Source organism: Paraburkholderia gardini (assembly GCF_907164545.1).
Taxonomy (GTDB): domain Bacteria; phylum Pseudomonadota; class Gammaproteobacteria; order Burkholderiales; family Burkholderiaceae; genus Paraburkholderia; species Paraburkholderia gardini.
Genome location: NZ_CAJQZB010000051.1, coordinates 1 through 21,809, shown reverse-complemented (window position 1 = coordinate 21,809; position 21,809 = coordinate 1). Strand labels below are relative to the sequence as shown.

At 59.7% G+C, this 21,809-nt stretch carries 21 protein-coding genes; 19 read left to right on the top strand and 2 right to left on the bottom strand.

Translation table 11 applies throughout. The features are described 5' to 3' along the window. Positions 1-426 precede the first annotated feature (426 nt). From LPA37_RS27995 to LPA37_RS25520, 11 genes are all read left to right on the top strand, one after another. Positions 427-693: a DUF7696 family protein gene (locus LPA37_RS27995; protein WP_456093802.1), complete on the top strand. Its 267-nt coding sequence runs from the start codon at positions 427-429 to the stop codon at positions 691-693. Beyond that, positions 690-2,081 (top strand): recombination directionality factor, encoded by a 1,392-nt coding sequence (locus tag LPA37_RS25565; RefSeq protein WP_229014065.1) that lies wholly within the window; start codon positions 690-692, stop codon positions 2,079-2,081. The genes LPA37_RS27995 and LPA37_RS25565 overlap by 4 nt, the downstream gene beginning before the upstream one ends. Before the next feature lie 99 nt (positions 2,082-2,180). Continuing rightward, positions 2,181-2,504 (top strand): hypothetical protein, encoded by a 324-nt coding sequence (locus tag LPA37_RS25560; protein ID WP_229014047.1) that lies wholly within the window; start codon positions 2,181-2,183, stop codon positions 2,502-2,504. A 212-nt stretch (positions 2,505-2,716) separates the two neighbouring features. After that, positions 2,717-4,090, top strand: a complete 1,374-nt coding sequence (locus LPA37_RS25555) for a metallophosphoesterase family protein (RefSeq protein ID WP_229014064.1) — start codon at positions 2,717-2,719, stop codon at positions 4,088-4,090. Between the two features lie 204 nt (positions 4,091-4,294). Then, positions 4,295-4,831, top strand: coding sequence for a hypothetical protein (locus LPA37_RS25550; protein WP_229014046.1), 537 nt, complete (start codon positions 4,295-4,297; stop codon positions 4,829-4,831). Next, a complete protein-coding gene (locus tag LPA37_RS25545; protein WP_229014045.1) occupies positions 4,819-7,140 on the top strand; it encodes an SMC family ATPase in 2,322 nt (773 codons plus the stop codon). The genes LPA37_RS25550 and LPA37_RS25545 overlap by 13 nt, the downstream gene beginning before the upstream one ends. A gap of 399 nt (positions 7,141-7,539) precedes the next feature. Then, on the top strand, positions 7,540-8,100 hold the full coding sequence (locus tag LPA37_RS25540; protein ID WP_229014044.1) for a phospholipase D family nuclease: 561 nt from the start codon (positions 7,540-7,542) through the stop codon (positions 8,098-8,100). 166 nt (positions 8,101-8,266) lie between these two features. After that, on the top strand, positions 8,267-8,596 hold the full coding sequence (locus LPA37_RS25535) for a GntR family transcriptional regulator (protein ID WP_229014043.1): 330 nt from the start codon (positions 8,267-8,269) through the stop codon (positions 8,594-8,596). A 66-nt stretch (positions 8,597-8,662) separates the two neighbouring features. Beyond that, positions 8,663-9,580: a deazapurine DNA modification protein DpdA family protein gene (locus LPA37_RS25530; RefSeq protein WP_229014042.1), complete on the top strand. Its 918-nt coding sequence runs from the start codon at positions 8,663-8,665 to the stop codon at positions 9,578-9,580. A 313-nt stretch (positions 9,581-9,893) separates the two neighbouring features. Further along, a complete protein-coding gene (locus LPA37_RS25525; protein WP_229014041.1) occupies positions 9,894-11,309 on the top strand; it encodes a transposase in 1,416 nt (471 codons plus the stop codon). Between the two features lie 610 nt (positions 11,310-11,919). Beyond that, the gene (locus LPA37_RS25520; RefSeq protein WP_229014040.1) at positions 11,920-12,444 is read left to right on the top strand and encodes a hypothetical protein; all 525 of its coding nucleotides are present in this window, start codon (positions 11,920-11,922) and stop codon (positions 12,442-12,444) included. A gap of 534 nt (positions 12,445-12,978) precedes the next feature. On the opposite strand, the gene LPA37_RS25515 is transcribed toward LPA37_RS25520, so the two are convergent. Both LPA37_RS25515 and LPA37_RS25510 read right to left on the bottom strand, forming a co-directional pair. Further along, on the bottom strand, positions 12,979-13,653 hold the full coding sequence (locus tag LPA37_RS25515) for an SOS response-associated peptidase (RefSeq protein WP_229014039.1): 675 nt from the start codon (positions 13,651-13,653) through the stop codon (positions 12,979-12,981). A 100-nt stretch (positions 13,654-13,753) separates the two neighbouring features. Next, a complete protein-coding gene (locus LPA37_RS25510) occupies positions 13,754-14,056 on the bottom strand; it encodes a hypothetical protein (RefSeq protein WP_229014038.1) in 303 nt (100 codons plus the stop codon). Between the two features lie 251 nt (positions 14,057-14,307). Between LPA37_RS25510 and LPA37_RS25505 the strand changes: the two genes are divergently transcribed. The 8 genes from LPA37_RS25505 (at position 14,308) to tnpB (ending at position 21,749) form a co-directional block, all read left to right on the top strand. After that, positions 14,308-14,559, top strand: coding sequence for an AbrB/MazE/SpoVT family DNA-binding domain-containing protein (locus tag LPA37_RS25505; RefSeq protein WP_229014037.1), 252 nt, complete (start codon positions 14,308-14,310; stop codon positions 14,557-14,559). After that, a complete protein-coding gene (locus LPA37_RS25500) occupies positions 14,553-14,903 on the top strand; it encodes a type II toxin-antitoxin system ChpB family toxin (protein ID WP_229014036.1) in 351 nt (116 codons plus the stop codon). Before LPA37_RS25505 ends, LPA37_RS25500 begins: the two co-directional genes overlap by 7 nt. Before the next feature lie 16 nt (positions 14,904-14,919). Beyond that, positions 14,920-15,393: a GIY-YIG nuclease family protein gene (locus tag LPA37_RS25495; RefSeq protein WP_229014035.1), complete on the top strand. Its 474-nt coding sequence runs from the start codon at positions 14,920-14,922 to the stop codon at positions 15,391-15,393. Positions 15,394-15,497: 104 nt separating this feature from the next. Beyond that, positions 15,498-15,998 (top strand): HEPN domain-containing protein, encoded by a 501-nt coding sequence (locus LPA37_RS25490; RefSeq protein ID WP_229014034.1) that lies wholly within the window; start codon positions 15,498-15,500, stop codon positions 15,996-15,998. A gap of 12 nt (positions 15,999-16,010) precedes the next feature. Beyond that, the gene (locus LPA37_RS25485; protein WP_229014033.1) at positions 16,011-16,244 is read left to right on the top strand and encodes a hypothetical protein; all 234 of its coding nucleotides are present in this window, start codon (positions 16,011-16,013) and stop codon (positions 16,242-16,244) included. Between the two features lie 315 nt (positions 16,245-16,559). Then, positions 16,560-20,948, top strand: a complete 4,389-nt coding sequence (locus LPA37_RS25480; protein WP_229014032.1) for an NACHT domain-containing protein — start codon at positions 16,560-16,562, stop codon at positions 20,946-20,948. Between the two features lie 136 nt (positions 20,949-21,084). Further along, positions 21,085-21,600, top strand: a complete 516-nt coding sequence (locus tag LPA37_RS25475; protein WP_229014031.1) for a transposase — start codon at positions 21,085-21,087, stop codon at positions 21,598-21,600. Further along, a complete protein-coding gene (gene tnpB / locus LPA37_RS27945) occupies positions 21,576-21,749 on the top strand; it encodes an IS66 family insertion sequence element accessory protein TnpB (protein ID WP_407672623.1) in 174 nt (57 codons plus the stop codon). The genes LPA37_RS25475 and tnpB overlap by 25 nt, the downstream gene beginning before the upstream one ends. Positions 21,750-21,809 lie beyond the last annotated feature (60 nt).

Sequence of the window (21,809 nt, the reverse complement as noted above, 5' to 3'; positions counted from 1 at the left end):
AGCATGCTCCGGCCAGTTGGCAACTGGTGTGGAATCATTCTTTTGATGAGCGCCTCGCCCGCGCTCCCCATCTTTCAGCCATGAAACTCGTTGCCGGCCGCATGCATTTGCGCCGCGACATCGTTCGGACCCGGATATCGGGTGTTCTCTCTCCAGAGCCCATCTGGGTAGAACGATCGAAGTAGGCTGAACCGTGAACCTGCGGCGGAATGTATTTTCCGATAATGGGCTGTAGCGCAGCGTGACCATGCTGCGCGGAGACGACCTAACGTCTCCGACTATGAGCCTCACGGCTCCCTGAGCGCCATATCCCCAGAAGGGATATGGCGCCCGGGTCATTCACACCGAATCCCGAAGCGCGTTCCTCTGACCGGGGAGCGCGCTTTTTTTTCGCCTGTTGTTCTCTGTCCTGTACCGGAGGTTTGCATGCTTCCAGACCGCCTGAACGCACGTATCGCCTTAACGATCAGCAGCACGATCGACGAGGAACGCGCATCTGCAGATACCGCTTCGCCACTGTGGCGCGAGCGGTGCGAGGTAGCGAAGGTCGCGATGTTGAGCGATCCGGAGCGCCGCATTTTCATTTCACACGTCGCCGACAGCCGCGGAAACGAGGCCGCAACCGATCTGGATCAGTCAGCCAGCCGGATGCGCACGTCAGCGATCTTCATTCTCGCGAGGAAACCATCATGAATGCTGTTGCAACGCTGGCCGCGCTTCCCGCGCGTAGCCTGGTCGAGGAAAGGGCGATGCGCCCGCCAACCATCGGCCGGATTCGTCCCGGCATCAAGGCACTTACGTCGTCCGCGCGAGCGAACGCGCAAGCCGTCGAGATCTACCGCGAGATGGTCGCCGCCGGGGACTCGTTCGACACGATCGCGAAAGTGATCGAATCGAAATGCCGCGTCCGTAATGCCCTGGCTCCAAAGAACGTGCCGTATTTCACGTGCCGGCGCTCGGACTTCACCAACCCTGACGTTGCCGACGAAATTCTCCGGTTGTACGGTGAAGATCACGGTAATGGACTGAAGCTGTACCGCTTTCCGGTGCTGTTTGCGTTCAACGACTGGATGGCGAACCTGCCCAACCAGATGGCGGCGTGGGGAACTACCGGACGTAAATATTTCTCGGAATACGGTTCGGACGGCATGCGGTATTGCAAGACGTACGCAAAGGTCGAACGCGACCCCCGCGCACAACGGGCGGCACGCAGCTTCGGCGGGCGCGACGTGATCTTCAGGCAGGACGATGCCATTCCCGATGGCATCTGTGATCCCGAGCAGTGTCCGCAGTATCAGGCCCGCCAATGCAATCTGTCGGCGAGCTTCATCTTCGCCATCCCTGACATAAAGGGACTCGGCCTTATCGAGCTGCCGACGAACTCCATCTACGTGCTTCAGAAAGCCTACTCGGCCATGCAGACCGTGCTGCTTGCACGCGGAAAGCTGACGGGAACGCGCTTCTGGATCACAAAGCGTGAGTTCGATATCACCCGCATCAATGACCAAGGTGACGCAGTGCGCGCGAAGCAGATGCTGACGGTCCTCGACGCCGATATCGATATCGGCGCGCTGCTCGACGGTGCGGAGGATTCGGCGCCTGCGTTGGACGCCGCTACTGACGCGGTCGCGTTGATCGAAGCAGGGGGGAACGTTCATCCTCTGCACGCAGGGGAAGCAACGCGGCATGCTGCCGGATCAGACGTCGGTGCGGGCGCGCCCGCTGGGCAGACGCCGGCTGCGTCGACGATCGAAGTCGGGACGTTGCAGACTTCCCAGTCCCATGCGGCGGGTGCTTCTGCAGACGAGCCCGAACCTGGCGCGACCGAACACCTTCCCGGTGCCGAGTCGCACGAGGACAAGCTGCGCCGGATGCAGGACCTGCTTCAACGCCTCGGTCTGAGTGCGGAAAACCGGAAGCACGATTTCCGGATCTATGCGCACGCGACCTTTGGGCGTGGGTGGATAGATCGCACGCCAGATGTTGACCGCATGAACGAGCAGCTGACGAAAGCGCTGACTGACCGCGCGCCTCTCGACCAGGAAATCGAGAACGCGAAAATGGCAGCGCTTTACGGTTGATGCAGTTCTGACAAGTCCTCAAACCCTTTCTGCCAGCCCTCCGGGGCTGGCTTTTCCTTTCCCGACATCGAGAACATTTCAGCAAGACACCTTGCTCAAGTGCTTTCGACCGCGCATCCGCGCATCGAAACAGTCCGCCCCGGCGGCCATTCCATTTACGAGAGAATTTATATGCCTGATGCGAAATGCTTTCGCGTGTCGCTCGATATACGCGTGTTTGACGAACAGACGCTGTTCGACGCTGCTTTCCGACATGCAACGGAGCCGGGATCTCTGTTAAGCAGAGACGACGCGCTGAAATTGCTCATGCTCGGAGACGGTATCGATGTGCCAGCCTGTCTCGCGACACTGCTGGACCCCGATGCTCCGCCGGCGGGTACCGATATTCAGGAAGCGACGATCGAAAAGATCGATCCCGCGTAACGGATTTCGGCTGTCATTTTTGTGATCCCCCAACCGGAGGCTCCCGATGCACGCATCGGCGATCCGCGCGCATGGCGCGGTCTCAATCTTCTCGGCGTCGCGCTGACGAGGGTTCGAGACGCGTTGTCGTAACTACCTTTTCTAACGCTGCGTTTCGGCGTTCAACCACTGAGGCTGCCTGCGGGCGGCCTTTTTGCTTTTGGGAGGCGAATTTGAAAGTCGCACACTTTTCTGACCTGCATTACTCGCCGGACAATCTGGCCGAGTCCGGCCGCTGCTTCAGCTTTGCGGTTGGAAACGCGATCGAGCGGCGTGCCGAGGTCGCCGTTATCTCGGGCGACTCGACGGATCACCGGCTCGATGCGCATGCTCCGGCGCTTCACGCGCTGGCGACACAGGTGCACAGGCTCGCGGACGCGATGCCCGTGCTGATGCTGCAGGGCACCCTTTCGCACGAGCCTCCGGGCACGCTCGATAACTTCGCGCTCATGGGCGGCACTTACCCCGTGTTTATCGCAGATCGGGTGTCACAGGTTGCGCTGGTCGACGGGCAGTTCCACGCCTCTTGCGGCCCGGTGTTTTCACTGGACGAGCTTCGCGATGTGATTGGGCTGCGACCGCAGGCCGTGTTCACCTGTCTTCCGACGGTCAACAAGGGACAACTCGCGGCAAGCGTTGGCGCGCTCGCTGCGGGGACGGAACTCGGAGATGTCCTGGCCGCGTATCTGGTCGCGGCCGGTCAGGTGAATCGCGAGCTGAGGGTGGCCGGGATTTCGACGATTGGTGTCTCCCACGGCACGGTCAATGGTTGCACGACCGAGCACGGCGTCACGATGGCAGGATTCGATCATGAATTCTCGCTGGGTGCGTTGTTTGACGCCGAGTGCAGTGCGTTCCTGCTGGGTCACATTCACAAGGCGCAGCACTGGGATCGTGGCGGCCGACGTGTTGGGTATCCTGGCTCGATTGGCCGGTTCCACTATGGCGAAGAAGGCGATAAGGGCTACCTGCTCTGGGGTGTGTGGCGGGACGACGCGGATTCACTGCTGATACCGACCCCGTCCCGACAGATGCTCTGCGTCGAGTTCGACGGGCCTCCCGATATGGAAAAGCTCGCAGAGATCGCGGCGAACGCGAGCGACAAGTTCGTGCGCGTTCGCTGGCAGATCGACGAGGAGCATCGCCAGGCGGTGGACCGCGACGCGATCGCGGCGCTCTTTGCCGGTGCCGCAGGCCTGAAGGTCGAGGCGCGCGTGCTGCCGGTGGTACGCAGCCGCGCACAGGGCATCAGCCTGGAAACCACCATCGAAGGGAAGCTCGCGCGCTGGTGTGAATTCACCCAGGTTGAGCGTGAGCCGGTCATCGAACGGTTACATCAGCTTGACGCCGGGGATGCAGAGTCGATTGTCGCGGGGATTCTTGCCCGCATCGACGCGTTGCCTGCATCTCGCCCCGTTCTGTCGTCCGTTGCGAATGTTGCTCCGGTAGTCGTGGCCCCTGATGCGGTGCCGGCGCTGCCGTCCTCATCGGAAACCTCACAACCGGACACGCTCGCGTGGCTGACAGATGACCTCTTTGCGGCTTGATGCCGCCAGTTCGCGGGAGTGGCCAATAAGGCGCTCCCGCGCAGACACAGCCGTGTTCCGATAGCCCGCGAGGCTATCGAAACAAGGTTTCACCCGCGTCTAACGACGCATCGATAGCAGTTTGCAGCATCCATTTTCTTTTGACCCTGGCGGGGAGAAATCCCTTCCAGGGACGCACTTCGCCCAATTTTCTGGAGTGTGACCATGTTCGGACTTTATCCCGCCGGATCCAGCTGGGTCCGTCACTACAACGCCACGTCTTGCGCCCGCGTGCTTCAGCAGGATCTCGTGAAGCACGCGGAGTTCACCCCTGGCATCTTTCATCAACCGTTCGGCCCCGATCGTGGCGCCGTCATCGCGCAACGCGATAGCTGTCTCGTGCTGGCGGATTCGACCGATTCCGATACACCCGAGGTGGTCGTCGTGCCGGACGTTGAAATGCAGAACCTGCTGTGGTCGTTCAACACAGGCTATGCGAATCAGTGGTCCGACCGTGAACTGCGAGTCCTGACCGGTTTCAACGGATGGGACACCTTGCTCAATCAGGCCGCCGCGAACTTCGCGAGGGTCTGTGCAGATGTTGAGAAGGGTATCGACGGCTCGCTTGCGAAACCGGTCGCGCCCGCGAAGGCAGATCCCGTGATCGCGTCATCGTTTCCCAACGACGACGATATCCCGTGGCTGCCGTCGGACTATCTGTACGACTCGCCGGTTCCGGAGGGCATGTCATGCGCCCGCTAAAACTCTTTCTCGAAGGCTTTTTCGGTGTACGGGACGGGATGAAGCGCGACAGCCTGACGCTCGATCTCGAGTCGCTCCCGACTGGTTTGATTGCACTGACGGGCCCGAACGGGGCGGGGAAGTCCACCATCATGGACAACCTCCATCCGTACCGGATCATGCCCTCACGTGCGGCGAAGCTCTCGGTCGATGCCTTTTCCTACTGGGACCACATCTGTGGCGCCCAGGCGTTGAAGGAATTCGAATGGGAGCATTGCGGCACGCGGTATCGCTCGTCATTCGCGTTTCGCAAACCGGGCAAGACGGGCAAGGCTGAGTACTTCCTTTCCTACCTTGCGGACGATGCGACGTGGCAACCGGTTTCACTTCCGGATGGCACGAAGGCAGATGGAAAAGCCGAAACGTACGATCACTGCGTTGAATCGATCTGCGGCTCGCTCGAATCGTTTTTCACCAGCGTGTTTTCCGCACAAAACCGTCGTCCGCTCGCGTCTTACGGCGCAAGCGAGATCAAGGGGCTGCTTGCGGAGTTGCTGAAAATCGACAGTCTCCGCGCGTTGTCGGCGAAAGCCGCTGACGTGGCGAAGCTGCTCGGTCGCGCACTCGATGGCGTGCAACAGGAACTCGTTGCACTCACCGGGAAACGCGAGCGTCTCGCGCAGGCAAACCTCTCTATCGTCGCCGACGGCAATGCGCTCATTACGGCCCGGAAGGATCGGGACACCCTGCAGATCGCTGCCGTCAGTCTGGACCAGCAACGGGCATCGCTCGTGGCCAGGCAGACAGAGAACGCTGGCGTCGAAACGCGCCTGCGGGAACTGGCTACACGTCGAACGGAGTTATCCACCTCGTTGCAGTCGATCGCCAACGAAGGGACGGCTGCCGTTCAACGCGTTGAACAACGTCGCAAGGGGCTTCTGCAGATGATTGCAGGTCACGAAACGACACTTGGCCAGCGCGACGCGATTCTCGGCGCCGCGGCGTTACGCGATGACGCACAGCTACGGATCGGTCGCGAGGAATCGCGGATTGCACCGTTGCAGGTTGTCATCACTGAGCTCGAAGCGAAGCAGCTTTCGCTCACCTCTGCGGCTTCGAGCCTCAAAGGTCTGGAGTCGGAGGGTGTGTCGAAGGCCGCGCTACTCAAGACGTTGCAGGAGCAGGCATCGGTGGTCGACGCAGTTCCCTGCGCCGGCCATGAGATGCACGCTCGCTGTCCGCTTCTTGCTCAGGCACGTGAAGCATCCGCGAAGGCGGCTGAACAACGTGTGTCGATCGAGACGCTTCGTGCGAATTTCCGCAGGTTTCGCGAGCAGGCCGATCAGCTGACGCCGCAGGTTCAACAACTTGCGACACGGCGAATCGAACTGCAAGCCATCAACGACGCGTTGGCGGCCGCGCGAAAGGATCTGGACAAGGCAACGAACCTCGCGGCCCGGAAGCCACTGCTCGATGCAGCGACGGAAGGGGTTGTCGCGGCGCGGGCAGATCTCGGAACCCTCAAAGTGGAGGAGACCGACAGTCGAACCCGTCGTGAAGCCGAGACAGTTCGACTCACGGGTCTGTTGCGTGAAGTCGAGGCCGAAGCATCGAGGCTGGCCGCTGTCGATGTCACCGCAGCAATTGGCGACATCGACCGGCAGTTGACTGCGAACCGCGAGGCGATCGTACGACTTGAGGCACAGATCGAATCACTGATCCGCTCTCAGGCCACGCGTGAAGCCGAACGTGACGCGATCGCGAAAGAGTTGACCGGTTTCGATGCAACGCAGTCTCGCGCCGACCGTATCTCTGACGAGATCGCTCGCTGGAAGCTGCTCGCGAAAGGACTCGGCAATGAAGGTGTGATTGCCCTGACCATCGACGATGCCGGCCCGGCGCTCACGCAGACGGTCAACGACCTGCTGCTTGCGTGCTACGGGATGCGCTTTACGGTCGAGATTCAGACGCAACGTGAACTGGCAAACGGCGAGCTGCGCGAGGGCTTCGAGATCCTCGTTCACGACGCTGAACACGACAGCACCAAGTCAGTCTCGGTGATGTCGGGTGGCCAGAAGGTCTGGATCAACGAGTGTCTGACGCGGGGCATCGCGTTGTATCTCGCGCGCAATGCGGGCCAGCCGTATCAGACGCTCTTCAGCGACGAGTCCGACGGTCCGCTCGATCCGAAGCGAAAGCTTCAGTTCATGCGGATGAAGCGCGAGGTATTGCGCCAGGGTGGGTACGAGCGGGAGTTCTTCATCTCGCAGACACCTGACCTGATTTCGGAAGCCGATGCAGTGATCGACGTCGAAGCGCTCGCAGCCTGAGCATCAGGCGTTCTTGCTTGTCGCGTGTGAACCGTCCCTTCGGGGGCGGTCATCGCCCGACTCAATTTCTTCTAATCGTTGCGCCTTGCGGGGCGCTCAACCTCTTTCCAGTTCAAAACCATGTCCAACTTTCTCATGCTGCTGATTGCAGCTGCCGGTACTTCTTCGCTTTGCGCGTGCTCGACCCAGACTCAGGTGGCTGAGCCGCCGCACAGGTCGACGATCGTTGTCCACGAGCCCAAACGGGAAGCGGGCGACTTCGTTCTCTGCGACGACGGTCGCGTCATCGTGTTTCCGGCGTCGCATCCGAAGACCTGTACCTGACGTTCCCAACCATTCGCCGTGGCCCCGTCGTCGAAAGAAGCGGGGCTTCGACGGTATACATTCCTGGGGCCTTTTATGAACAAGCAAATCATCGCGGCGACGGTCGCCGCCTGTCTCGTCGCGGTAGGTTGCCTGCTACTGACACAGCCGGCCGCGGCCAGTCAAACAGCGAACGTCGAAGTGGCGTTTTCACCTGACGGGGGCGCTGAACGGCTGGTGCTGCACACGATCGACAGCGCACAGCGCTCGATCCGGGTCATGGCGTATGACTTCACTGCTCCTGCAGTGGTACATGCGCTGGTTCTCGCGAAGCGACGTGGCGTTGACGTGGAAGTAACGGTCGACTATCGCAGCAACATCGAGGAAGACCGTTCCGGCCGCGCTCGTGCGGCGCTCGGCTCGCTCGCGTATGCGGGCGTGCCCGTGCGGACCGTTCGCGTGTTTCCGATCCAGCACTCGAAGTTTCTGGTAGTTGACCGGATGATCGTCGAGACGGGTAGCTACAACTATACCCAGATGGCGACGCGTAACTCGGAGAACGCCTTGGTAATCAGCGGTAACGCGGCTATCGCGGCCGCGTATCTCTCAAACTGGAACACGGTATCGGCACAGGGGCAGTCATACGCTGCGCCGTGAAAGTCGAGACGGGCCCAAAGCGGGCTCCGTCGAGATAGTGGATCTCATTCTTCGGGCGCTTCGATTGCGCCCATTCCCTTCATTCCGCACTACAGCCGGCGAAACGCCGGGTCGTGCGGGTAGACGATTTAGCCGCTTCGACGGCGCATTTTTAATAGAGGTATCGATGAACAATTCTCAAATCGCGACGACGTGTCAGTCTGCACGTTCGCTCGAATCCGGCACCGGTTGGCGTCCGGATTTTGCGACCATTCGCGGCCGCGTGTATCTGGCCATCGCTTCGCAGATCGAGCAAGCGATTCTCTTCGGCGTATTCCAGCTCGGCGACAAACTGCCTTCCCAGCGTGTGATTGCCGATGATCTCGGTTTTCACGTGAACACGATCAATCGTGCCTTCAGGGAAGCGGCTCGCCGCGGTCTCGTTCGCGCCTGCACGCGTCGCGGCACAGTCGTGTCTATCGACGCGGCCGACCTCGAGTCTCAGTTCGGGCGATAGAAACCTCACTCAACCCTTGTGGGCAACCCCCGCAAGGGGGCTGCTCCGCTTCACACGGAGCAATCAATGAACCTCACCGAATCCTTGCTGCATGGCGCGGGTATGCCGATTCACCAACGTAACGCGGAACTGGATGGCGGTCTGCTGATGCGTGTTGGCATTCCCCACACCGGAGGAAAGCTCGCGTTCCATGCCTTCAACGAAGGGTACGCAGCGATGGTGTCGGCCAATGCATTCTGGGACGCATCTCGTGGGCGTTTTCGAATCCCCGAGGCGACGAATCTGACCGAGCTCGACTTCGCACTGGACAGCGCCGGGTATGTTGCCACGAAGCTTTTTCAATCGCGAGGGCGACAGCCAGGAATGGCCAATATCTACCCGTGGACTTATCAACAGTATCTTGAACTGGCCTCGTTGTCCGGGGCTTCTTGGTTCGCACAACCTGATCTTTGTTGCGAGCCGGATATAGCTCGAGATCAGGCGACTATCGATTTTCGGGTCGATGCCACTGCGACGCTTCTGGAGGGGATGCTACGCGTGGTCTACGCCTGGCAAAACGAACTCGCGAAGGATTGCAGCGCCGATGTCGTGCGAAATATGGTGCGAATTCCCGTGCCTGTTTTGCAGGGCTGGCGGGTGTCCGATTACAGACGCAGCCTCGATCTCATGATGGAAGTGTGGGAGCGATGGCAACCGTGGTTAGCGCCGCCGGCGCTCATTGGCCTCGGGTCAGTTTGCCGGAGGAATCTCACAGATCCAGAGCACGGTCTCTACGCGATCCTCGCGGGTCTCGAAGGGCATCTTCCTGCGGGCGCGCGGCTTCACACCTTCGGGGTGAAGGGTGCATGTCTGGACCGACTCAAGATGTACGATTGGATAGCGTCGGCCGATTCAATGGCCTTCGCCTTCGGTGCACGCGTGAAGGCACGACAGAGCAGAATCTCCAACTCGATGGCGCATCAGTCGGGTGAAATGACGCGCTGAATGCAAAACGCGCACCGTCGTGCGAAGCCTGCAGCAGGCGATCAGTTCCGATTGCCTCTTGCGGCGTGAAATATTTCTATTTTTCGTCCCTGACACAGGCCCACGCGTTCTCCGAAACCGTGGGTTTTTGTTTGGTTCTTCGTGGATTTCCGGGGACGGCGCTTGCCGACCCTGAGCGGTCGCTGGACTGAGCCGTCGTGAATGGCTGTTCGTCAACCGATAGGCGACACCGATCGACTTGCGTCGGCCCGTTCAGGCGATGAATGCAGCGTCGCTTATCCTGGAAGACATCGATCGACGGGAGTGATTCGTCATGATGGGTCAACTGGGCAGCGGACAGGACAAACTCTTCTACCTGTTCAACCTCGATGATCACGTCCCTCGCCAGCACCTGTTGCGAGGTATCGATCGCTACCTGGATCTGAGCGATCTACGCCAGCATCTCGCGCCGTTCTATAGCCCGATGGGCCGACCATCGATTGATCCAGAGCTCATGATCCGCATGTTGATTGTGGGCTACTGTTTCGGCATCCGATCCGAGCGCAGGCTATGCGAAGAGGTCCATCTGAACCTTGCATATCGATGGTTCTGCCGCCTGGGTCTGGAAGACACCGTACCCGAACACTCGACATTCTCCAAGAACCGCCACGGTCGCTTCCGCGATAGCGATGTGTTACGCCATGTGTTCGAGACAGTCCTTGGTCGCTGCATGTCTGAGGGGCTTGTAGCAGGCGAAGGGTTCGCGATTGATGCAAGTATCATCAGGGCCGACGCGAGCCCTGCACGCGGTGTTCCGGGTACTGAGCCGATCGATTGGGGTTGCGTCAAGGGCCAAAGCCGCGCAGTGCGGGAATATCTCAAGGCATTGGAGGAAGCGAATCCGGCAGGCTCCGATGAGGTCGCGGAGGCAGAGACATCGACACCTCCAAAGAAGATATCCCTGACTGATCCCGCCGCGAGCTGGACGGCCGCCAAGGGTGGCCCGGCGTTCTTTGCCTACTCGACGAATTATCTGATTGACCTGCAGGCAGGGATCATCGTGGACGTCGAGGCAACGCCCTCGAACCGGTCGCATGAGGTGGAGTCAACCAGGACGATGATTGACCGCGTCGAGCGGTGGCATGATCTCAAACCTCGACGTCTTGCGGGCGACACCGCATATGGATCAGCAGCAATGCTTGCCTGGCTGATCGGTCAGAAGGAGATTGCACCGCATGTTCCGGTCTGGGATAAAACGACGCGCAAGGACGATACATTGTCCAGCAGCGAGTTCAAGTGGGATGAGCAGGCCAATGAATATCTCTGCCCTGCAGGACACGCACTACGCAGTGACCGGCGCAAATTCACGAATCCGCGCTCGCGCGTCACGAAGGCTGACACGATTATCTACAGGGCAAGCCAATTCGACTGCGAGAGCTGTTCGATGAAGGATCGCTGCTGTCCGAATACACCATTCCGCAAGATCGCTCGCAGCATCCATGAAGCCGCGCGTGACGAGGCCAGACGCATTGCGACAACGCCTGAATACATACAATCTCGCCGTGAGCGAAAGAAGGTGGAAATGCTCTTCGCTCACCTCAAACGCATCCTGAAGCTGGATCGCTTGCGACTGCGTGGACTAACGGGAGCACACGATGAGTTCCTGCTCGCCGCAACCGCACAAAATCTGCGACGAATGGCGAAGTGGCTTACGCCAAGAAGTACCAGAAGCAAGATTGCTGCTGCATAAGGAGCGAGGGGGCCGTTGCTCCGATCAAATTAGCATCTTCGTTGACGTCCTCTGCTGGATAAACGTCGATCTCAAACCATCCTCACGAGCCAAAGCACGACTTTTTCAACACTATCCATTGGAAACGGTCGTCGTGCCAATGACGGTTCAAAAGACCGCTTGGGGTCGTCCTGAGACGGCCGCCGTCGGGCTCTGTACGGCCATGAAGAGCCGTTCGTAGTTCCGACGACGGAGTCGCCTTAGTGACCGCTTCGCCGTAGATTCTGTTGAAAAACTCGGAATCGGGAGGCTCGCGCGGGCGATTTTCGCTTTATGAGCCCTTGACTGTATGTTTTGCGTCCCGCGGCGACCACCCGAACAAGAAATCGCGCCTCGGGCCCACAACACGCATCCGAAGGCCATCGGCGCAACACGCGAGACATGGGATTCGCAAACGGGATTGGCGGGCCTCGTCGGCCCTTCGAATTTTTCAACAGAATCCTGTAGAAACCAGCCATCCGGCGCGTCTCGATTGAAATCGGTAAAGTTCGAGATACTATTCGGCGTTCATATGCGGCAGCCTCGCTGCTGTGGCTCATTACCGACCTGACATTGGCGGAGGCGCGGCGCGATGCTGAGGAAACTGATCAACAAGGTGAAAAGGTTTGGGGAGCCGGAGCATGTGCGGCAGGCGAGAATGGTCGCGGAGATAGTGTCTCCACCAACGGCGCTTACACTATCTTTTGCTGAACTTGACTACGCGTCGCTACCATCATTTGTGAGCAAGAAACTCGTCGGCTACCTGTTCGGCAAGGCTTCGTGTATCGCCGCCAACATCGGCGTCAAGGACGCCACGGTGCCTCTCGGTGCGACCGTTTTCTCGATCGGGACGCTGTTTCCAACGCGGGTTGAGTTTTTTTGCGGGCTGCTGGACAACGAAACACTTGCGAGCGACGTGTTCAGGGCCGGAGCGCAGGCCGGCGACGACGATGCGCGCAGCATGATGCGGCAGGGAACAGGGGACCGCGCGCTTCTGACGATGTTGGCGAAGGACTTCGCGGGCTTCTGTAATTATCGGGAAGTTGCCGACTATACGGAGAAGGTTGGCAGACTGCATAGCCAAAAACCGTCGTCCATTGCGACAAAAAGGGACTAGTACATGAACAACTTGCGCGCGAGCGTCGTCCTTGTCCTTCTGGCCGTGCTCCTTGTCGCATGGATGTTCAGGTTTGAACCGATGCCTTCTACTGGCTCAATTCCGATGGTTTGGGACCGTTGGCATCACCGCATTTGCGCCGTGTGGGCCGGCGGTCACTTCAATTGCTTCGATACGCGACAAGACCAATAAGAAGAGTGCGTCACGGCTCTATCAGCGCGGAAAACACGAAGGACTAGCGCGCTGTAGCCTCCAGCGAATCCAGGATAACGGCGTGAATTAATCAGCCGTTCCGGGTCGGATCACCCGCCGGCTAGCTTGGGCGGCCGTTTTCGGGGAAGCCGAAGGTCGGTTCAGGGTCGCAAACGAATGACGATCTGTCCGGACGAATTGGCCGAACTACTTCGGCTTATGGCGAAACGATGGCGGTATCGAGAATCGAGTAAAAGCAACACCGTCACCGCTACGTGGCTTGACCGCAACTCGCCTCGGCGCGTCGTGGCAGTTGCATTGAAGTCAGTACCAGAGGATGTTCTAGGTGAGGAGAGCGCCCTGGCTGCCGTCTGTCGGCTTTGAGCGCGGTGGCTTCGGCGCGGCTTCCGCGAACATCTCGTCGGCCGGATACAGTTTGAGAAACGACCGCGCTTCGTCAGCGCTCTTGCTGCCAAGCCAGCCCAGGTAATCCTCCGGCCGGATGATGACGACCGACCGCTTCTCGTCTCCGGGTCGGTGGAACCGCTTCATCAGGGGGTGGCCGTCCGCGTTGACCGTCAGCATCGTCATGGACAAGGAAATACCATCCGGATCCTCCCAAGCGCGCCACAGGCCCGCAATCGCGAAGGGCCGACGCGACGCCATTTCGATTCGCCAGCGCACGGGCTTTCCGGTTTCGTAGCTCGGCTCGAACACGCATTCGCAAGGGATCAGACAGAGTTGCTGGCGCTTCCAGGCGCCGCTATAGCTGCGCTTTTCGTCGACGGTTTCCGCCCGCGCGTTCATGGTGTCGAACACCTTCACTCCGGGCGGAATGCGTCTGCGCGGCACCATCGCGAATGTCGCGCCGTCGGTACTCGGCGTCCCGTTATCGAGTCGCAGGATTGGTGCAAGGTAGTCCTTGTATGTTTCTGCCGGATACTCGAATAGCGGTTCCAGGAAGTCTGAGAATCCGGCGAACTGCTCGCGGCTCGTCGGCCGGTAGTTGGTGCACATGACGGTCTCCGGTTGTTTTGGCTATTTTATGGGACCGCCGCCGCAGCGGTGCCCGCGAATCAGCTTCAACGGGTTATCCGACCATCAACTCCCCGTCGCTTCAGTCCGCCGCCTCCACAGGCGGCGCATCGAGCACCCACTGTGCGAGCGCGGGGCGGTACGTGAAGCGGGGTGCGTTAAACCAGTCTGCGAGATTCTCGGCCACGTGCCCCGTGAACCACGCATCGACCACAAACGGCGCGTCCAAACCGTCCGGCTCGTCGGCCGACAGGAACACTCCCCATAATGTGCCGTGATCGACATAGACGGCTGCGCCATCGGTGACATCCGTGGTGGGGAGCGGAGGGTGGTCGCGCAGCAGCATGCGCAAATCGGCCATGGTTTGCGCGAAGGTCTTGTCCATGTGGTTTTCTCCAGGGTGCGGATTCGCTTCAGCATAGGCCGTGCCTGCTGCGGGTGCGCGGTCTTTTCCGCACTTGGGAGGGTTCTGTCGCCCACTTGCGTCCTACTCGGAACACGGCAATTAAAGAAACCGGTCGCGTGGTCGTAAAACGGGATGCGCCGCCGACTTTTGAGTAGCTACTATGTAGATACAAATTCTTGCATTCCGTGTCTGTTGTATCTACAATGGATACACATCAAGGAGGCTATGCAATGGAACTGTCTATTCAGAAATGGGGCAACAGCGCAGCCGTGCGCCTGCCGACCGCGCTACTTGATCAACTCAAAGTCGCCTTAGGCGACAAGCTCACGGTGGATGTGCGCCCGGACGGCGTGATGCTCAAACCCGCGCGTCACAAGTACGCGCTCGATGAACTGGTCGCCCAATGCGACCCGCAAGCGCCAATGCCCGTTGATCTGGCCCCGTGGAACAGCCTCGTGCCGATCGGACGTGAAGCATGGTGAAACGCATCAGGTTTGACCGGGGCGATATCGTGCGCGTGAAACTGAACCCAAGGGCGGGCCGCGAACAGCAGGGCGATTTTCGTCCCGCGCTGGTGCTGTCGCCTGCCGCGTTCAACGCGCTGGGCGTCGCCCTGGTTGCGCCGATCACGCAGGGCGGCGAATTCGCCCGTTTCGCAGGTTTCGCGGTGCCGCTGTCTGGTTCCTGTACTGAAACGCAGGGCGTTGCGCTGGTGAACATGGTCCGCACGCTGGACCTCGAAGGACGCGGCGCAAAGAAGATCGAGCGCGCGCCGGTCGAAGTGGTAGACGACGCGCTGGCCCGTCTGCAAACGATTCTGGAATAACCGGAAAGCGAGCGCGATGAACACTAGCTCAAGGCCACGCTCGAAGCGAGTCGAACCGCTTCGCCTCATTCAGCAAAAGCTAGAACTTGTCTCGATCGACAAAATCGATGCAATCCCCAAAGGGTTAAGGGGCATCTACGTTCTCTATCGAACGGCGGCGTCAGAGAAAGTGCGCGCGCCGCACCGGCACGTCGTTTATGTGGGTATGTCCGCCAGCGGTATGAAAGGCCGACTGCGCTCGCACAGAACTCATAAGCGGCACCTGTGGGATACGTGCTCGATATTCGCTGTCTGGCCGAACGTACGTGAGGATGAGATTCGTGAACTCGAAGGGATTCTGCGACATATCTATCGCTTCGACTCCAACGCGCAGCAACTCAACGCGCAAGGTTCTTACAGCAAGCTAAAGCGCACTCCGAATATCGAAGTGCATGACTCGTATCGCGAAGAATCGGAATACGTGGACGCTGACGCGGCTGACGATGAATAGGAAAAGAGGGCGCGGTCCGGCGTGCCGGCGAGCTATCACAGTGACGGGACAATCAGTGTCCCAACGGAAAACGACGGCCGACTGTGTCGGCGCGGGATAACGGCATGAATGATCTTCCTGAGATACATGGCAGCGCCGCGGTGACGTTGGCTGCCGCCCGCTCGGTGCCGCCATCGGACGGCGCGAGCTTCCTGGTGACAGCGCGTCAACTGTTGCAAGGTGCAGGGGCATTGGCGGAAAGCAACGTGCCGACAGCCCTGCCCGGCGCGCTACTCGCTGCTCAGGCGTTGGAGGGCGCGCTGAAGGCGCTGCTCTGGACAGTTGGGCGGAACGCGTCAGAGTTGCGCAAGAAGCCGTTCGGACACGACCTCGAAGCGCTGTGGTCAGAAACGGCAAAGTCGGGGTTTCCAGTTTCTACCTTGCCTCCTCAATGGTGTGTCTGCTTGAACACACTGCATGCTCCGCCCTTCAACGGCCGCTATCCAAGTGGGCTTAATGGGTTCGTCACTCCGAACGCCAGAGAGTCGGTGCGGGACATTGAGAAAATGTTGTCGCTCGCGGATAGCGCTGTGAAGACTGCACCTTGGCGTAAGCCTGGCGAGTAGGAAAAAGCTTATATGACGCTCATCGAAGTGGCGCGCCGTTGGCGAGAGGAAAACGGGTACGTCGGGCGAGGTGGCGTGATCGTGCTGTTTGATGGCGAGGTCCAAAGCTGGGTCAATACGCTGCGCAACCCGAACCATTGGCAACCTGGCTGCATCGCTGTCGATGAGGACGGTCGGACGTGGACCACCATCGCGGGCAATCAGGACGACGGTGCGCTGATGTGGATGCCCAACGAGCCTATCTAGGAAAAGCCGATGAACTTGATTAACGAAGAACGTATAGCGAAGGTGTGAACGAGCAATAGAGTTCGACACAAGACAATAGACTTTGACACAAGCTCGCGTGGCTGCGACCGGCTTCGGCCGAGGGTGTGTCAAAACGCAAAAGCTCAAGGTTTTGACGGGTCACTTTCCCCTTCCCGGCAAGCCACCAAGCCGTTGTAGGCCATTCTCGAAAGCCGAATTATTGAACGAGAGGCGCGAACCTGCGTTTTGACACACCCTCGGCCAGGAGCGGCCCACCACGCCAATTGTCCCGGCCCACGTGACGCGACGCTACAAATGACCACCATTCCGCTGAATCGCCAGTTTTACGAATGGCAAGAAAAAAAAGAATCGCTCGCCTTTTCAAGGTATCGAACCGCTGCTGGCGTGTCGAATGGTTTGCTAGGCTGGCCCGAGCTGATTGCAAAGCGCCGCATCGTTATCCTTGCTGAGGCCGGTAGTGGCAAGACCGAGGAACTGTCCGAGCAAGCATGCCAGCAAACGGCAGCAGGCAGGTTTGCTGTCTACGCGACTGTTCAAGATGTTGGCCGCGACGGGCTCGATAAGGCATTGAGGCTTGCTGACCGGCAGCGCTTGAATGCCTGGCGCAACAGCAGTGAACCGGGATGGTTTTTCATCGACTCCATCGACGAGGCGAAACTCGACAATATCCGCCTGGAAAGAGCGCTGCGGCAAATTGCCGAAGGGATTGCCGGTGGAGAGAGCCGCGCCCACATCGTTCTGTCCGGCCGTCACACCGATTGGGAATTCGCGCGCGATGCTCGGCGGCTGAACGACGAACTGCCACTGCCACATGACAACCCCGCCGAACCTCTCCCCGCACTTGAAACGCTGGTCCGCCGCATCCTCCGTCACGAAAAGCGCCCAGAACCGACGCCAGCCGAAGCGCCCCTGATAGTGGTGATGGCCCAACTCGATACCGAGCAGGTGCGGACTTATGCCGCAGCAAAAGACGCCCCGAACCTTGACGGGCTGATGGCCGCCATTGAGGCGACGAGCCTATGGGGATACGCACGCCGGCCGCTAGACCTGGACTGGATCGTGCGCTACTGGCGCAGCCACGGCCGCCTTGGCAGCTTCACCGTCATGACCGAAGTGGGCCTGCGTGAGCGACTCCAGGAAACTGACCCGGAACGCGGTCGTCGGGATAGCCTCGACGCCGAGCGCGCTAAACATGGCCTGGAACGGATCGGCGCAGCCCTGGTGTTTGGACGGCAGACGACCGTCGCGATACCGGATGACGATGCCAGGCTCGAAACGGAAGGAACGGTCGCCAAGATCGACGACGTGCTGCCGGATTGGTCCAGCGCAGATCGGATAAAGCTGCTCACGCGGCCCGCATTCGACCCGGCAACCTTCGGCCGCGCCAGATTGCACAACGACAACGAAGGTGTGGTGCGCGCCTATCTGGCAGCACGTTGGCTGGAGCGGCTGCGGCATGCCAACCTGCCGCAACGCAAACTGCATGATCTGCTTTTTTCACGAACCTATGAAGTCGAGTTGGTTAAGCCTTCGATGTTGGAAACGGCGGCCTGGCTTGCTCTCTGGGACGAAAGCGTTGCCAGCGAGGTTGTGCGCCGCGCGCCCTTTCTGCTGTTCACCGCAGGAGACCCGGCAAGCCTTTCCCTTGAAACACGGCAAAGATTGTTAACGGCGCTGGTGGAGCGGATGCGCCGGGGGGAAGAAGTGCCACACTTGGATCTCAGTAGCCTTGCGCGATTTGCTCAGCCGGATATTGCGCCGGCGCTGCGTGCCATCTGGGCGACAGACAAGGAACACGAGGAAATTCGCCGTTTCGTGCTGCGCCTGATCTGGCTGGGCAAGATCAAAGATTGTGCTGATCTGGCCATCGCCGCGTCGTTCGGCCAATACCAAGACCTCTACACCGCCATCACCGCCGGTCGTGCGCTGCTTGCTGCCGGTGATGAAAGCGCACACAAGGACTATGCCGACTACATCAAGCTGCAGTGCGCATCAATTTCGCCAACGCTTGTCTGGGAAGCCGTCGAGGACTTGTTCCCGCAACTGATCGGCGTCGATGACCTGCTGGCAATCCTGGCGGTCATTCACCTGGGTGACACCGAGGGCGGTGGCTTCAGGTTCGACTGGGACGGGGCAAAGCTCGTCGAGCGGCTGATGAGCGCGGCCGATCTGACTCGATTGATCGAAGGACTCTTGGAACAGCTAGAAGCGGAACCACAAGTGGGTATTGGCGAAAGGTCGCCAAGGGACGAGCAGTACGCTACGGCGCTCGGGGTGGCAGCACAGCGTCTGCTGGACTTGTCGCCAGACAATGTATCGCCAGTCGCAGCGATCGACGCAGCGCTGCGTATCGGCGATAGGCGTCTGGACATGACGCAGCGGCAAATCAACAAGGCGGCCGATGCGGTCGAACTGTTGCATCGAACGCCGGAGCGCCGTCGCGCTGCCTTCTGGCAGGCTGCCGACCGACTGGGCAACCACAGAAATCTGATGGGACGCCCGTTGCTCCACTCGTTCCAGATGAAGTTTCTTGGCTGGCCGCCTGGGCTGGTGCTCGACGACATTGACTGGCTTCTGACCGACGGTGCATCTCGGGCGCGCGCTACTGAGCGGCAACTGGCCATCAATGCTGCTCTCAATCTCTGGTTCACGGCTGGCGAGCCCGATGCGTTGAAGGCACGCATTGCCGGCGTCGCCGCGACGGACGCCGATATGCAAGCGGCCTATGTTGAATCGATGACACCACGCATCAAGTCGGCGGAAGAAATCAAGAGCGAAGAAGAATTGGCAGAGACCATGCGGGCAGGCGAAAACGCACGGTCCGAGCGGGAGCAGTCCTGGATCGCCTTCATCGCCGACATGCGGGAAAATCCGGCGCAACTGCGTCAGTTGCACCCCACCACAGCAACGGGCATTGATAAGCGGATTTACGACCTTTGGCAGTTGCTGCGTGAGGCCACCAGTAGCAGTTCGCGTTACGCGATCGACAGTGTTGCGCCCATTGCGGAACTGGCCGGCGAGGAAGTCGCGGCAGCGTTTGCCGCCGGGCTTGCCGAAATCTGGCGGGCCTGGAAACCAACGCTGCACAGCGCCCGACCGCCTGGCGAACGCAACCAGATCGGCATGATTGATTGCCTGGGCATCGCTGGGGTTTCGATTGAAGCGGCAGGGCGGACAGACTGGGCGCTGCACCTGACCGAAGAGCAGGCAATTCGTGCCGCTGAGTATGCAACGCTGGAGATCAACGGCTTTCCCGATTGGATTGCAGCATTGGCAGCAGCATGGCCCACCGCGGTAGAAAAGGTGTTGGCCCAAGAGGCGGCAAGCGATCTAGACGATCCCACGCCGGGGGTTCACTACCAAACCCTGGAGGCCATCAGCCGAAGTGACGAAAGCCTTGCCCGCCTGATGTCGCCCACCCTGTTGCGCGAACTGCAGGCGCGATCTGACTTGAACCGCGTTGCACTGCTGCCGATGCTGTTCATCCTCAAGCACGGCTTACCTGTAGACGCAAAGCAGGCGTTCTGCACACTGGTGCTTGACAGATTTCAGTCTTCGATGGACCCACAAGTCAGCGCGCAATACCTGGGTGCCGCATATGCGATCAACGCACAAGGTGCGACGGACACCCTCATGGCAAAGCTCGATCTGTTGGGCGAGGCTGAGAAGACAGCGCTCGTCGAACGCGTGCTGCCCCAGATATTCGGTTCGCACTGGTCGCGCTCTGCACCGCCGAACATGCATCTCGATGTAGCAACACTGGAGCATCTGGTCATCCTGGCGTATCGCATGGTGCGGGTAGAAGAGGACAATGATCGCGATGACAAGGGTGTGTATTCGCCAGACGAACGGGACGAGGCGCAAGGAGCACGTTCAGCCGCATTTAACGCTTTGGTCAGCACACCGGGGCATGCCACCTATGCCGCCATCCTGCGCTTGATGGATATACCCAATTTCCCGGTGGCTCGATCGCGCCTGGTCGCGCTGGCACAAGAACGAGCGGCCAATGACGCGGAGCACGCAGCTTGGCGTGCAGATGCGCCGCTCCGCGTTGAGCAGCAGTTTGAAAGGCCGCCGGTGACCGGTCGAGAACTGCAACTTGTGGCGCTGCAGCGCTTGGAAGACTTGCAGCACGATCTTGTCCACGGCGATTTCCAGCAAGGTACAACCCTGAGCGCACAGCCTGACGAACCCGCTGTACAGAACTGGATGGCGGATAGGCTGAGACAGGTGCAGGGAACAGCCTATTCGATCGAGCGCGAAGTGCGCGTTGCAGATGAGAAGGAACCCGACCTGCGTTTCAGAGCGAAGGCCAGCGACGCCAATGTGGCCACTGAAATCAAGGTCGCGGAAAGTTGGACGATGAAGCAGCTTGAGGACGCTCTGGTCAACCAGCTATGCGGCCAATATCTGCGCGCCCAAGATGGCCGCGAAGGCATCCTTCTCCTGGTGCATCAGAAACCGCGACCAAAGGGCTGGGAACTGCCCGACGGCACCTACCTGAAGTTTGAGGCGGTGGTGCAGCGACTATGTGCGTTGGCAATGCGCATCCGGAGCGATTCGTCAACGGGCCCGCAGCCTGAAATCTGCGTCGTCGATGTCTCTAGCTGCGCTCGTGTCGTCAAACGCCGCCGATCGGCCCCAAGGCGGTCTGCAAAGGCTAACCGGGAAACTTCCGCATAGGGGTCGAAAGCGCTCCTCCAATGAGGGGTCGCTTCAGAAAACGGAAAATAAAGGTAAGCGATCCATTATCGACGTCTACCCAACAGCACTCTGAGCGAGGAGCATAGGTGTCCACCTATTTTGGAGGTGGACACCTATGGCTGACAAAAACTCAGAGCTGAGAGTAGTTCGGCAGAGCAGTGACGGCCGTCGCCGTTACGATGAAAATGGCAAACGAGCATTGGTCGAGGCGACGTTACGCCCGGGCGTGTCGGTGGCCCGCATGGCGCAAGAGCACGGGATCAACGCCAACCTGCTGCGCAAGTGGATCACGAAATACCTGATGGAGCGCGAGAAAGGCGTCTCGCCGACGCCGCAGGATAACGGCGACGACCTGCCGCCTTCGGGTGATGCGACTGACAGCCTGGCGATCGATCCTCCGAGTTCTCACCAGCTCGTCGTTGCCGCGGCACCACCACCCGCGTTCGTGCCTGTCGTTCCGGTACCGCCTGCGTCCACACCGCCATCCCCGTCAATGACGCTCACGCTGCATGTGCATCTGTCGAACGGTGTCGAACTCGAACTGGGCAAGGCCATCGCGACCATTGATGAACTGACAACCCTGGTTCAGATCCTTGGGAGGATGCCGTGTTCCGGTTCGACGACAATCTGAAGGTGTATTTGCATCGCGATCCTGTCGACTTCCGGTACGGCATGAACAGCCTGTCGATTCTCGTTGAACAGTCGATGCGTCTGAATCCGATGGACTCGTCGCTTTACAGTAAGCGACATTTGAAGGCCGTCTTGACGATCAGAATTTGATCTCGAAGAGGCGTTCGTTGAAGCCCTGGAGGTCAAAGGCAGCAGGATCGAAACTACCGC